This window comes from Bifidobacterium italicum (assembly GCF_002286915.1).
In the GTDB taxonomy this organism is placed as follows: Bacteria; Actinomycetota; Actinomycetes; order Actinomycetales; family Bifidobacteriaceae; genus Bifidobacterium; species Bifidobacterium italicum.
Genome location: NZ_MVOG01000011.1, coordinates 114,237 through 127,927, shown reverse-complemented (window position 1 = coordinate 127,927; position 13,691 = coordinate 114,237). Strand labels below are relative to the sequence as shown.

Here is a 13,691-nt window from a genome sequence, read left to right as displayed (position 1 = left end):
CGTGTCATCGGACGCGCGATACCTGATGACACCGTAACGACGCACGACCCCGCCCGCGCTCCTTATGGAGCGCGGGCGGGGTCGTGCGTCGTTACGGGTCGCGTTCGCAATCGCTACCGGTAGCGGCGACGATGATCACACGTGATGCCACCGGTAGTGCGACTTACCGCAGCAGGCGCGGCGCATCGGCGAAGTCGAAGAGCACGCCGTCCGCGAGCGCGCAGATGCGCTCCCAGTCATGGTCGGAGGAGTCGTCGTGCACGGCCCACACCTGCATCCCGACGGACTTCGCCGACCGCATGCCCGCCAACAGATCCTCGAACACGGTGCAACGGGCCGGATCGACGCCCAGCCGTCGCGCGGCCAGCAGATACACGTCCGGATGCTCCTTGCCCCGGTCGCCGGCATCGTCCACGCCGACGACCGCATCGAACAGGTCCGCCATCCCCGCATGGGCCAGCGCCGGCATGCGCAGATCGGGCAGCATCGTCGTGGCGACGGCGAGTCGTGCGCCGCTCGCCTTGAGCGCGCGCAGATACCCGACGGCGTGGGGCTTGGGCTCCACGACCTGGGCGTACATCCGCTTCGCCATGCCGTTCCATTCGGCAACGAGCTCCTCCGGCGTGTCGCGCAGGCCGAACCGTTCGATCGTGTATTCGGCGATCTCCATGAACTGCATCGCGCTCACCTTCGCCATGTAGTCGTCCGGCACGGCGATGCCGCGTTTTGCGAGGAACTCCTCGTCGATCCGGTCCCACACGCCCATCGAATCGAGCAGCGTGCCGTCCAGATCGAAGATCGCGGCACGCCCCGTGTTATCGGCGGCGCCTCCCGTAACGGCATCGGTGGAGCGCACGAAGCCGCCCGTTGCCGCATCGTTCGTCGATGTGCCGCCCGTAAGCGCATCGTTCATCGCATTGCCTCCTGTCGGGTCGAATCGTTCAACCATCGTCAAGCACGCCGCTTCCCGTAAGCATGAAGTGGCTTCGGACACCGCCTGCAGGCGTGATGGCGTCCGCGCCGGCGCGTCATGCGAGCTTCGAGGACGCGAGCAGTTCGCGCGCATGCTCGAGCGACGTGGGCGTCGTGCTGCCGTCGAGCATGCGCGCGATCTCCTCGATGCGCGCATCGCCGATGACCTCGCGCACATGCGTGCTCACGACGCCGTTGCCGTCCTCGCTTTTGCCGACGACGAACTGGCTGTCGGCCCATGACGCGACCTGCGGCAGATGCGTCACGACGATCACCTGCGCGCGCCGGGCAAGCCTGGCGAGCCTTCTGCCGAGCTCCACTGCGGCCTTGCCGCCCACACCTGCGTCGATCTCGTCGAAGATGAACGTCATCGCCGGCATCGTCCCGCCGTCCATATCCGATTCGCCGCCCGCGCGTTCGCCGGCGCACGACAGCTCCAACGCGAGCATGAGACGGCTGAGCTCGCCGCCGGACGCGCTTTTGCCCATCGCGAGTGCCGGCGACCCCTTGAACGGCGTGAACAGGAATTCGACGTCGTCGCCGCCGTTCATGTCGAGCGCGGCGTCGCCGTCCCGCGCGTGCACGGCGATCGTCAGCGATGCGTCGGCCATCGCCAGCTGCGCGAGCTCGTCGTCAACGTCCTTCGACAGCCGCTTCGCCGCACGTTCGCGCGTCTTCGTCAGCGCCGCGGCCGCCTTGCGCGCGGCGAGCAGCCGGCGGTCGCGCTCCGCCGAGAGTTCCTCGAGCTTTTCAGGGGATGCGTCCAGATCCTCGACGTCGAAGCGCGCCTTGTCACGCCATGCGATGACGTCGTCGAGCGTCGGCCCCCAACGGCGCGCGAGCTCATCGAGTTCGTGGATACGGCCGTTGATCGTATCGAGATCCTCCCCCGAGTCGTCGAGGTCGAGCTGCTGCGACAGCGTGAACGAGATGTCCTCGAGCTCCGCCTGCAGCGAATCGAGACGGTCCGCGCATTGTTCGAACACGCCGCCCAGACGGATGCCGCGCAGCGCCTGCGCGGCATAGCGGACGAGCTCGTCGGCGCCCCGGTAGTCGTCGCCGCCGTCTCCCTGCGAGGAGTCGAGCGCCGCGAGCGCGCCGGCGACCCCTGCGTTGATCTGCGCGGCGTGCTCGATGCGCTCGCGCTGGCTTTTGAGTTCCTCGAGCTCACCCGGTTGCGGGTCGACGCGGTCGATGCGGGCGATCGACTCCCGCAGATAGTCCGCCTGCTGTCGCATCGACGATTCCTGCGAGCCGAGCCTGCGCAGGCGGTCGTCGATCTCGCGGTACATGTCCCACGCCTTCGCGTAGGCGCGCCGTTCCTTCTCGTTGTTCGCGCAGCGGTCGAGAAACTCGCGTTGGCGCGCCGGCGACGCGATGCGCAGCTGGTCGCTCTGCCCGTGGATCGTGATGAGCTCCTGCGCGAGCGCAGCGAGCACCGATTTCGGCACCGTCCTGCCGCACAGGATGGCGCGCGAGCGTCCGGACGCGGGCACGATGCGCGATACGAAGATCTCCCCGTCGTCGACGTTCGCCCCCGCCTGCTCCGCGACCGCAAGCGCCGCGTCGCCGTCGTCGGCCTGGAAGATGCCCTGCGCCCACGCCTGCTTGGCGCCCGCCGAGACGCGGCCCGAATCGGCGGCGCCTCCGGAGATGAGCCTGATCGCGCTGAGCAGCATCGATTTGCCGGCGCCGGTCTCGCCGGTGATCGACGTCATGCCGCGCGCGGGGACGAGCTTCGCCTCCCGGATCGGTCCCAGATCACGCAGTTCGAGTTCCTCCAGCACCTGTCACCGTTCCTGTTCCGTCGTCATGTCCGCCGTCACCCCGTTGCCGCGTTCGGGGTCGTCGAAGTCGCCCTGCCCGCGCAACGACGTGTCGACGCGCGCGCTGTCACCCGGATGCAGGTCGCGCCATCCGACGACCGGAAGGTTGAACTTCGTGACGAGCCGGCTCGTGAACGGCGCGTCGGAGAGGCGGGCGAGGCGAAGGCGCCCGGAGGACTGGCGGATGTCGACGCGCGCGCCGCGCGGCAGCGGGCGCTGACGCCGTCCGTCGCAGCAGATCCAGCCGTCGGACGTTGAATCGTCGTCGATGCGGATCGAGAACGTCGAATCCGAGCCAATGACGATCGGACGGGAGAACAGCGCATGGGCCGCGAGCGGCACGAGCAGCAGCGCCTCCACCGTCGGCCAGATGATCGGTCCGCCCGCCGAGAACGCGTATGCGGTCGAACCGGTCGGCGTGGAGACGATGATGCCGTCGCAGCCGAAGGAGCTCATCGCCACGCCGTCGACGGCGATCGACAGCTCGACCATCTTGCCGCGGTCGGCGCGCTCGATCGTGATGTCGTTGAGCGCCCAGTCGCCGAGCGGCGCCTGCGAGCCGGGCAGCCACACGTCCACATGCGCGATCATGCGTTCGTCGATGCTGTAGTCGTGCATGGCGATGCGGTGGATCGCCTCATGGATCTGGAAGCTTTCGAATTCGGCGAGGAAGCCGACATGGCCCATGTTGATGCCGAGGATGGGCACGTCGGTGCAGGTGACGAGTTCGGCGGCGCGCAGGATCGTGCCGTCGCCGCCGAGCACGAGCACGATCTCGGTGTCCGGGTCGACCTTCGGCGACGGCGAGCCGAAGTCGGGCGCCGCCGTGTTGTCGATGACGGCGACGTCGAAGCCCTCGTCGCGCAGCTGCGCGATCGCGTTCTCGACGACCGCGCTGCGTCGGAGCCTTTCATGGGTCACGACGACGACGTGACGCGGCCCTTTCGTTTGCGCTGCCTGCATGCACACCCCTTTACGCACGATGTTTCCACTCACAGTGTAATGGAACCGGCGAATGCGCAAACGCACGCCCTGCGACGACCTCGTCGGACACGGCCGTCCGCGCCGCCGCGCGCCGTCCGCGGACGACGGCCGTCTACGGGCGCGGCATATCTTACGGGCGGTCGCTCTTACGGGGGTCCCACCTGCTTACGGGCGGCATACCGCGATGCTCACGCTGGGTGGCGCCACTGGCGGGGTTCCACTTGCTTACGGGCGGCATATTGCTTACGGGCGGCACATGCCACATATCCCACATCCGACGCTCACATCAAATCACATTCCTCGCGGATCGCGTCTCCTTGTGGAAGCTGCTCGTTACGGGAGGCATCCTCTACGGGAGGGCGCCCCCTCGTAGCCGGCGCATGCGCCTTGAACGACGCGCCGCCAACCAGGAATCGCACTGCACTCCCTGCTCCTACAGGTCACATTCCCGCAGACTGCGCCCCATCGCATACGCTGCCCTCCGCGACCCCATCGATCGCCGACAAATCCCGTGCCTCCCGTAAGCATTCCGACGGCACGCATCCCGTAAGCGTCCCGCCGACGACCTCGGACAGCCGGCATGCATCCCATTGCGATTCAGCACCGTCATCGATAGCACTTGGCTCTCCTCCGGGGTCTCCCCGAGACATCCGGCGGCCATCCATGGGGCGCCCCATGTGCATCCGGTAAGCATCCATACGCGTATCCTGCGGCGATCATCCATATGCATCCCGTAAGCCTTCGTTGGATGCGCAGGTCGACGAAACGTCACCGACCCATCTACAATGGCAGCGTACTGGAAACAAGGATGGCAACCAATCGGAGGCAGCATGGCCAATCTCCTGTTCGACGAATCGGCGTCGAACAGCGACGCGTCGAAGGGATACGCCTGGTGGTTCTCCGGCGACACCTTCGAACAAGCAGCCGCCGCTGAACGCCGTCCGCTCAAACGCTCGCTCTCCTACCGGCTCAACTCGCATCCGGGACGACTGACGATCCTTTATTTCCTGCTGCTCATCAGCATGTCGACGGGACTGCTGCTGCTGCCGATATCCACACAGCCCGGTGAGAGGACCGAATTCTCCACCGCGTTCTTCACCGCCGTGTCCGCGCTGTCCACATGCGGCATCTCGATCGTGAACACCACGACGCACTGGACGTACTTCGGTCAGGCCGTGCTCATCTTCTCCGTCCAGCTCGGCGGCCTCGGCGTGATGACCTTCGCGTCGCTCATCGCGCTCGCGGTCAACCATCACCTCAAGGCGGTGCAGCGTCTGCTCACGGCGAACGAACTCGGCACGAACAAGCTCAGCGAGATCCGCGGCGTCCTCACCGTCGTCCTCACGACGACCTTCGTCATCGAGCTCATCACGTTCATCGCCCTGTTCCCCGGCTTGTTCCACGTCAACAAAGGCAACGTCGGCAGCACGTTGTGGGAGTCGCTGTTCTTCGCCGTGATGGCTTACAACAACGCCGGCTTCACGCCCGACGGCGCCGGGCTGTACGTCGACAACTGGGCGGTCGGCATGCCGATCATGCTCTCCGCGTTCTGCGGCACGCTCGGCTTCCCGGTCATCCTCAACATCTACCGCACGGCGCGGCGCCACCACAGTCCGAAGCGATGGAGCCTGCACACGAAGGTCACGCTGGTGACGACCTTCGCGATCGTGCTCGCCTCCCTCGTCTGGTTCCTCACCGTCGAGTGGGACAACCCGGCGCTGTTCAAATACGCCGACGTCGAAACGCGCATGCGCCGCGCGATGGTCGCCGCCGTGATGCCGCGTTCGAGCGGCTTCGACCTGTCCTGGGTGCCGCAGGTGAGCGAGGCGACGAAGGTGTTCATGAGCGCCGTCATGTTCATCGGCGGCGGCAGCACGTCGACGGCCGGCGGCATCCGCGTGACGACCTTCGCGGTCATCCTGCTCGTGTGCAGGGCCGCGTTCACCGGACACAGCGACGTCACCGCGTTCAAGCGGCGCATCCACACGCACGTCGTCATGACGGCGGTGAGCATCACGACCGCCTGCTTCGCGCTCGTGCTCGTCGCGTCGGTGGCGCTCATGCTCATCACGGACGCGTCGTTCAGCCACGCCGTCTTCGACGCCTGCTCCGCCTTCGGCCTGGGCGGCTACTCGGTGGGCGTCGCGAACGTGGACAACGCGCCGTCCCTGTATATCCTCGCCGCGACGATGCTGGTGGGCCGCATGGGGCCGATGACGCTCGCGTACGCCGTGAGCCGTCCCCGCCAGACCGAGCTCGTCCGCTACCCCACCGACCAGATCGTCGTCGGCTGACCGCAGATCCCCTCGTCGTCGCTTGCGGGTGGCACATCCTTCGTGCGGCGCATCGCTTACGGGATGCACGCTGCTACGGGATGCACATCGTTACGGGTAGCATGCTGTAGCGGAACACCAAACAGGTGCACGGGCAGCTCGCCGCCGTCGACGCATCGACTACCGGTAAGCGGGCTGCAGCAGTCCTTAGGAGGTCAGGATGGCAGATAATCGCAGCGTGCTCGTCGTGGGACTCGGCCGTTTCGGCAGCGCGGTCGCCACGACGCTCGACGAGATGGGTCAGGATGTGCTCGCCGTCGACAAGGACGCCGAGCTCGTCAACCGCTGGTCCGCGCAGATTCCCACGGTCCAGGCGGACATGACCGACGTCCTCGCGCTCGAGCAGCTCAACGCCGCGGACTTCGACATCGCCGTCGTCGCGATCGGCGACAGCGTCGAGGCCTCCGTCATCACCGCCGGCAACCTGCTTGACGCAGGCATCTCCGACATCTGGGCGAAATCGGTGTCCAAGGAGCACGCACGCATCCTGCAGCGCATCGGCGCACGCCACATCATCAACGCGGAGACCGATGCCGGCAAGCGCGTCGGGCATCTCGTCTCCGGTAATTACCTCGACTATATCGAGCTCGAAGGCGCATATAACGTCGTCAAGATCCACACGCCTTCCCAGTTCGTCGGCTACACGATCGGCGACGCGAAGATCCACGACCGCTACGGCATCACGATCGTCGGCGTCAAGTCGCCGGGGCATGAGTTCCAGTACGCGTCCAACAACCTCGAGCTGCGCCGCAACGACGAACTCATCATCATGGGCAAGCAGGACCAGATCGACCACTTCATTCGCGGCTGAACCGTTACGGGCGGCACGTCCGACCGCTGACGAAGCCGCCGACGCCGATTCGCGAACAGCATGGCGTCGTCCACCGTCGTTCTTACGGGTAGCGCGTTTTTCTTACGGGTGACGTGTATCGCGAACGTGCGCGCACGACACGCGTCGTCGACGGGCGATCAGTTTCGCGACGGACGCCGCCCGTAACAGGTGCGCCGTCCGCGGCACAGGAAGCGTCGCGGTCCCGGCTGGAGGAGAATCGACCGCCGTTCGCGGGGACGACGTCATCGTCATCGCCGCGCATGCGCGCATGCGAATACGTCCCGTAAGCCCCTCGGCCGCCGCGCAGCCGCCCGTAAGCGCAAACGGCCCGAAGAGAAGGCGCCTTCATGAGAAGCCACCACCCGTAGGCACAGCTGCCCGTAGGATACCGCCTGTAGGCACGGTCTCTTATAAGGACGGCTGTCCCGTAAGGACGACCACAGACAAGAACGGCCGCCCATAAGAACAACCCATAGGAGCGGCATCCTGTAAGATCGACTGCCCGTAAGATCGGCTGCCCGTGACATGAGGCTCCCGTCTCATGGAGGATCGCCGTGGACGCGGTGGCATCGGCCCGGCGCCCCGCGGTCATCCCATATGCGCGTAGAGCAGGTACTCCGTGTTGCCGTGGGTGCCTTCGATCGGCGAGGGGGCGGTCGCCACGACGTGCATCCCGCAGGCGCGGGCGCATTCGACGACATGTTCGAGCGCGGCGCGGCGCCTGCGCGGATCGGTGACGATGCCGTGCTTTCCAAGTCCCTCGCGCCCCACTTCGAACTGCGGCTTGACGAGCAGCACGATCTGCGCGCCGGGCGCCGCGATCCGGGCCACGACCGGCAGGACATAGGTCAGAGAGATGAAGGAGACATCGGAGACGACCATCTGCGGACGGTAGGGCAGATCGCCGGCGTCCACGTCGCGGATGTTGACGCCGCTCATCTCGATGACGCGCGCGTCGCCGGCGATCCTCGGATCGAGCTGGCCGTGTCCGACGTCCAACGCGATGACGCGGCGCGCTCCCCCGCGCAGCAACACGTCGCAGAAACCGCCCGTCGACGCGCCGATGTCGAGGCAGTCGAGCCCCTCCGGCCCCGTCAGGCCGTCGGCGGCGAAGACGTCGAAGGCGCCGAGCAGCTTGTACGCGCCGCGCGACACGTAGTCGTCGGCGCCGCGCACCTCGATGCTCGCGTGCGGATCCACCTTCGCGGACGCCTTGCGCGCCCGCACGCCGTCGACGTACACATGGCCGTCGTCGATGAGCCTGCGCGCCTTCGCGCGCGAGGGCGACAACGCGCGCGCCGTCATCACGACGTCGAGCCGTTCGTCCGCGCCCACGTCACGCCCCGGCGAAGGAGAACTCGGGCAATGCCACGCCGTCCAGATCGACGCCGTCGTCCTGCAGGGCCCAGCCGAGCGCGCAGGCCGCGCGCAGCGCGTCGACGCTCGTCACGTCGTCGACGACGATCGCGTCGTCGACGAAACGCGCCTGCGCGTTCCGGCAGCGGAACACGTCGCCGCGCGCGCCTGCGCCGTCCACGCCGCCATGGTCGCGCGTCGCTGCCGGCTGCGCCTCGTTGAGCCCGCGCAGGTCGAGCGCCACATAGGTCGGCCGCAGCTCCTTCGGCGCGCGGATGAGCAGGTCCGGATCGGTGACGCCGGTGAGCACGAGCAGCGAGTCGTAGCCGCCGCGGTTGCCCGCCTCGATGTCCGTGTCGAGACGGTCGCCGATCGCGAGGCTGTCACCGACCGAGACCATGTCCTCGCCGTCGTGCGCCGCGAGCATGCGCGCCTCGTCGTACATCGCCGGTTCCGGCTTGCCCGCCGATGCGACCGGTTGCACGCCGGTCGCGTTGACGACGGCCTGGATCATCGATCCGCAGCCGGGCGCCACGCCGTGTTCGCGAGGAATCGTCAGATCGCGGTTCGTCACGAAGTACCGTGCGCCGCGTTCGACGGCGAATGACGCCTCGGCGAGCTGCCGCCATGTCATCTGCGGGTACCAGCCCTGGACGACGGCGGTCGGCGCGCGACCGTCGTCGTCAACCCCGGCGTCGACGATGCGCAGCCCCGCCTTGCGCACCTCGTCGCGCAGATGATCGGCGCCGACGACGAACACGTCCGCGCCGTCGCCGGCATGGCGCGCGACCATGCGCGCGGCCACGACGGACGACGTGATCACCTGCCGGGCATCCACGTCGAGGCCGAAGCCGCGCAGCTGTTCGGCGACCGTCTCCTGCATGCGCGACGAGTTGTTCGTCGTGTATTCGACCGTCATGCCGTGGCCTTCGGCGTCGCGGATGGCGCCGGCGGCGTGCGCGACCGGCTTCCTGCCGTAGTAGACGACGCCGTCGAGGTCGAGCAACGCGAGACGGTAGCGCCGCGACAACGGCGTGTTCGTTGGTTTCAGCACGCCGCGGTCACTCCGTTTCGCTCTTGAGCTGCTCTTCGTAGTCGCCGACCTCGACGTCCTCCTCGTCGACGTCGTCCTCGGCGTCGCTCAGATCGGGATCGCCCATCACGCCCTCCTCGTCGCGGCGCGAGTTGCGCTCCTGCATCTCGGCGGGCTCGATGTCCATTTCGGCGCCGGCGCGCTGCTCCTCCTCGGGGATGCGCGTCTCGTCGTCCATGTTGACGCCGTCCTCGTCGTCCAGCGGCGCGTACTGCGCGTCGTCGGGCGTCACGCCGAGCTTCGCCTGCAGATCCTCCGGGAGGTCCTCGACGTCGTAGTCGACGACGAAGTCGTCGCTCGTCTCGTCCTCGTCGACGTCGGCGTAGCGCGCCTCGAAATCGTCGATGAGCTCGTCGAGCGCGACGGCCTCGTCGTCGCGTCCCGCCTCCGACAGGAAGTACTGCTCGGCCTGCGCGGCGCGCATGCGGTATTCGCCGGCCAGTCCCTTGGCGTGTACGAGCTTGGAGACGACTTCGATTGCCTGATCGACCATGCCCATGTCGTTGAGCGCGCCCGCGTAGACGAGGAACATCTCCGCCTTCGCCTCGCCGGTGAGCTGCTTGGCGTTGTCGGACAGCGCGATCTCGACCGCCTTCTTCGGCTTGCCCAGACCGCGCTCGCAGTCGGCCATGAACGGCAGGTAGTCGAGGTAGCCGTTCATGCGGAACGCCGTCTGGAACTCGCGCAGCGCGAGCTTGTAGTCGCCCTGACGGTAGGCGACCATCGCGAGCGTCTCACGGGCGATGTCCACGCGCGACGCCTGCTTGGCGGCCCACTTGGCGTGCGCGAGCGCCGCCTGCGGATCGTCGGCCTCGAGCGTGTACGCGGCGAGGATGTGCAGGCCGATGTTCTCGGCGTGCTCCTTCGAAAGTCCGCGCAGACGTTCGCGTTCGTCCTTGCTCAGCATGCTCCATTCGAGGCCCTTCGGCATGACCGGCTCGCCCGGGCGGCGGTCCGTGTACGGGTTCTGCGACGGGAAGCTGACGGTGCCGTCCGAGTTCTTGCGCGAATGCGCCATGTACTCGGCGCGCTTGCGGTCGTGGTGCGCCTGTCGATCGGCTCCGTCGCGGCGAGGGCCGCGGCGGTCGTCACGGCGGAAGTCGCGGCGGTCGTCGTCACGACGGTGAAAATCGCGGCGCTGACCGCCGTTGCCACCGTTGCGGTTGTCGCGGTGGAAGTCGCGGCGGTCGTCATCGCGACGGTGGAAGTCGCGGCGCTGACCGCCGTTGCCGCCGTTGCGGAACTCGCGGCGGTCGTCGTCGCCATGACGGAAATCGCGACGCTGACCTTCGCCGTCACGACGGAATCCACGGCGCTGACCGCCGCGTTCGTCGTCGCGTCCGCGGAAACGGTTGCCGGAACGGTAGCCGCCGTTGCCGTTGCCGTTGCGATGGAAACGACGCTGACCTTCGCCGTCGCGACGGAACTCGCCGCCTCCTTCGCCGTCGCGGCGGAACTCGTTGTTCCTGCCGCCGTTGTCGTTGCGATGGAAGTTGCGTCCGCCGCCGTTGCGGTTGCCACGGCGGAAGTCCGATCCTCCCCGCGAGCGGAATCCGCCGCCGGAGCCGTGACGATGGCCGCCGTTGCCCGACCCGTAGCGGCGGTTGCCGCCCTGGGAATGATGCTGTGATCCGCGTTCGTCTGCCATGTTCGTACCTTTTTCATTCGAGAGGCGGGCATGCGCGCCCGCCTCGTCCGTCATTGTCTTCCAGTGTAGCCAATCAGCGTTCCGGATCCGCCGTTTCGGCTGTCGGTGTGCAAGAAATCAGCCAAGCTCGACGACGCCGAGCGCCTTCTTGCCGCGGCGCAGGATCGCGAAGCGCCCCTGCAGGAAATCGTCGCCGCCGAGCAGCTGCTCCTCGTCCTCGACGCGCGCGTTGTTGAGGTACACGCCGCCGGACTTGATCGTCTTGCGCGCCTCGGAGATCGACTTGAACAGGCCGGCCCTGACGCCGGCCTCGCTGACGCGGTCGCCGGCGCCGGCCTTCGCGAAGGCCTTGGCGCCGTCCTCGTCCTCGACCTTGAGGCCTTCGAGCGCGGCCTCGAGGATGTCCTCGCCGATCTCGGCCACGTCGCCGCCGCGGCCGAACAGCGCGGTGGATGCCTCGATGGCCTGACGTGTCGCATCCTCGCCGTGCACGAGGCTCGTGACCTCCCAGGCGAGCGCGCGCTGCGCCTCGCGCGCGCCCGGATTCGTCTCGGTGGCATCGATCAGCTCCTCGATGCGCGCCTTCGGCAGGAACGTGAAGGCCTTGAGCAGACGCTCCATCTCGGCGTCGGGACGGTTGACCCAGAACTGGTAGAACTTGTAAGGGCTGAGCATCGAACCGTCGAGCCACACGGCGTTGCCTTCGGATTTGCCGAACTTCTTGCCGGTGGCGTCGGTGATGATCGGGCTGGCCATGACGTTGACGTTGACGCCGCGCACCTTGTGGATGAGGTCGAGTCCGGAGGTGAGGTTGCCCCACTGATCGGAGCCGCCGAGCTCGAGCACGCAGTCGAAATGGTCGTACAGGTGCAGGAAGTCGTTGCCCTGCAGCACCTGATAGCTGAATTCGGTGAAGGAGATGCCCTCCTCCGAATTGAGGCGCCGGGCGACGATGTCCTTCGACATCATCGTGCCGACACGGAAGTTCTTGCCGACGTCGCGCAGGAAGTCGAGCACGTTCATCGTCGCGGTCCAGTCGTAGTTGGACACGAAGGTCACCGGATTGTCGCCCTCCTGCACGAGGATGTCGCCGATCTGGATGCGCAGACGCTCGCACCACTGCTCGACGACGTCCTTCGGGTTGAGGATGCGTTCGCCGGACTGGCGGGGGTCGCCGATGAGGCCGGTGGCGCCGCCGACGAGGGCGATCGGATGATGGCCGGCCTCCTGCAGATGACGCATGATGATGAGCTGCACGAGGTTGCCGATGTGCAGCGACGGCGCGGTCGGATCGAAGCCGCAGTAATAATGGATGGGCTCCCCGTTCAACGTCTCGGCGAGTCGATCCCTGTCGGTGGATTGCGAGATCAACCCGCGCCATTGCAATTCATCGAGCACGGAATCGAATCCGGCTTCCTTGAAATCGATGACGTGAGCCATGCCAAACATCTCCTTGTGAAGTTTTCGAACGGGTGCCCCCGCCCTCCGATCGGCGCGGGGCAAACATTGTCAGTGTGTCACACCTCGCCGACACGGCGCCGGTACCGTAAGCGGGGGCATCAGACCCGTTGCCGGGGCGCCCGAAGCGGCGCCGGGCCGGCTCGCGGGCAGCCGCCCGACCAACGCGGTCTCCCCTACGGGCGGCACCGTCGAATCCTTACGGGCGCAACGTCGATCCCCTACGGGCGGCATCCGCACGCTTCCATCGCGACAGTCGCGATGCCAGCGTCTCCCGCACGGCGCTCACCGTATCGGCGACGTTCACGATGACCCCCTCGAGATATCGCGGCGGTATCGGCGTCAGTGGGAACATATGCGTGCGGATGCTGTTCGAGACGATGTCGTCGAGCTCGAAATCGGCGCGCGCATTGGCTTCGGCGGTGTACGGATGGCGGAATCCGTGCATCCGGTGGCTTCCGCCGTCATAATCATGCCAATCGTACAGGAAGTAGTCGTGCAGCAGCGCCGCCCGTACGAGCGCGCGCAGGTCCACATGCCTCCACAGATGCAGCCGGTCGGCGATCGCCACGCTCAGCCGCGCCACCCGCAGCGAATGCTCATACGTCGTGACGTCGCCGTGCTGCAGGCTCCTCCTTTCGATCTCCATGTGCTCGTGCTCCAGAATGTCGCGCCCGTAGTGACGCACGATGGCGTCGATGCGTTCCCGGCTCAGCATATGACCCTCCCTCATCCGGACATGATGTGGTCATCGTTGCGGGATCGTGCGCCATCGTCCCGATCGGCGGCGGCGTTTCCTTACGGGATGCATGCATACGGGGTGCGACCCGTAGCATCATGGAGACGCCCGGACCATGTCCGCCGTGTCTTCCGACTGCCGGGCTCACCGCGAGAGGACGCATGCCGTCAGGCGCACCGTGCACGGCCGAGCGTTCCCGGAGGTGCAGCGCGCCGCCCGTTAGCGATCATCGCGGATGATGCATCCCGTAATCGATGCATCCCGTAGATAGTGCGTCCGATAACGCATGGGGTCGCTGACGAGGCCGTTCACGGACGCTGCCGCCGATAGGCGATGCTGCGCCTTGAACGATGCCGCCCGTAAGACGTTGCTTCCCGTAAGACGCGGCCACCAGTAAGCGATGGCGGATCGATGCGCGTGCGCGGCGGCGCCTCCATCACAGCGGCGACT

At 67.0% G+C, this 13,691-nt stretch carries 10 protein-coding genes; 2 read left to right on the top strand and 8 right to left on the bottom strand.

Annotation, left to right across the window (positions count from 1 at the left end):
- Positions 1–163 precede the first annotated feature (163 nt).
- The 3 genes from B1400_RS04410 to B1400_RS04400 all read right to left on the bottom strand — a co-directional run bounded on the left by B1400_RS04410 (position 164) and on the right by B1400_RS04400 (position 3,761).
- Positions 164–913, bottom strand: coding sequence for an HAD family hydrolase (locus tag B1400_RS04410; protein ID WP_095613231.1), 750 nt, complete (start codon positions 911–913; stop codon positions 164–166).
- Between the two features lie 115 nt (positions 914–1,028).
- Positions 1,029–2,759, bottom strand: a complete 1,731-nt coding sequence (recN, locus tag B1400_RS04405) for a DNA repair protein RecN (RefSeq protein WP_095613230.1) — start codon at positions 2,757–2,759, stop codon at positions 1,029–1,031.
- Positions 2,760–2,762: 3 nt separating this feature from the next.
- Positions 2,763–3,761: an NAD kinase gene (locus B1400_RS04400; RefSeq protein ID WP_095613229.1), complete on the bottom strand. Its 999-nt coding sequence runs from the start codon at positions 3,759–3,761 to the stop codon at positions 2,763–2,765.
- Between the two features lie 851 nt (positions 3,762–4,612).
- Between B1400_RS04400 and B1400_RS04395 the strand changes: the two genes are divergently transcribed.
- Together B1400_RS04395 and B1400_RS04390 are read left to right on the top strand one after the other, a co-directional pair.
- Positions 4,613–6,076 (top strand): TrkH family potassium uptake protein, encoded by a 1,464-nt coding sequence (locus B1400_RS04395; protein WP_095613228.1) that lies wholly within the window; start codon positions 4,613–4,615, stop codon positions 6,074–6,076.
- A 199-nt stretch (positions 6,077–6,275) separates the two neighbouring features.
- Entirely contained in the window at positions 6,276–6,926 is a 651-nt protein-coding gene (locus tag B1400_RS04390; RefSeq protein ID WP_095613227.1) for a potassium channel family protein, read from the top strand.
- 609 nt (positions 6,927–7,535) lie between these two features.
- Here the strand turns inward: B1400_RS04390 and B1400_RS04385 are convergent.
- The 5 genes from B1400_RS04385 to B1400_RS04365 all read right to left on the bottom strand — a co-directional run bounded on the left by B1400_RS04385 (position 7,536) and on the right by B1400_RS04365 (position 13,235).
- On the bottom strand, positions 7,536–8,282 hold the full coding sequence (locus tag B1400_RS04385) for a TlyA family RNA methyltransferase (RefSeq protein ID WP_268802260.1): 747 nt from the start codon (positions 8,280–8,282) through the stop codon (positions 7,536–7,538).
- Between the two features lies 1 nt (position 8,283).
- Complete coding sequence (locus tag B1400_RS04380) at positions 8,284–9,357, bottom strand: HAD-IIA family hydrolase (protein ID WP_095613226.1); 1,074 nt, start codon at positions 9,355–9,357, stop codon at positions 8,284–8,286.
- 7 nt (positions 9,358–9,364) lie between these two features.
- Positions 9,365–11,044 (bottom strand): tetratricopeptide repeat protein, encoded by a 1,680-nt coding sequence (locus B1400_RS04375; protein WP_095613255.1) that lies wholly within the window; start codon positions 11,042–11,044, stop codon positions 9,365–9,367.
- 117 nt (positions 11,045–11,161) lie between these two features.
- A complete protein-coding gene (gene tyrS / locus B1400_RS04370; protein WP_095613225.1) occupies positions 11,162–12,484 on the bottom strand; it encodes a tyrosine--tRNA ligase in 1,323 nt (440 codons plus the stop codon).
- A gap of 217 nt (positions 12,485–12,701) precedes the next feature.
- Positions 12,702–13,235, bottom strand: coding sequence for an HD domain-containing protein (locus B1400_RS04365; protein WP_095613224.1), 534 nt, complete (start codon positions 13,233–13,235; stop codon positions 12,702–12,704).
- Between the last annotated feature and the right edge of the window lie 456 nt (positions 13,236–13,691).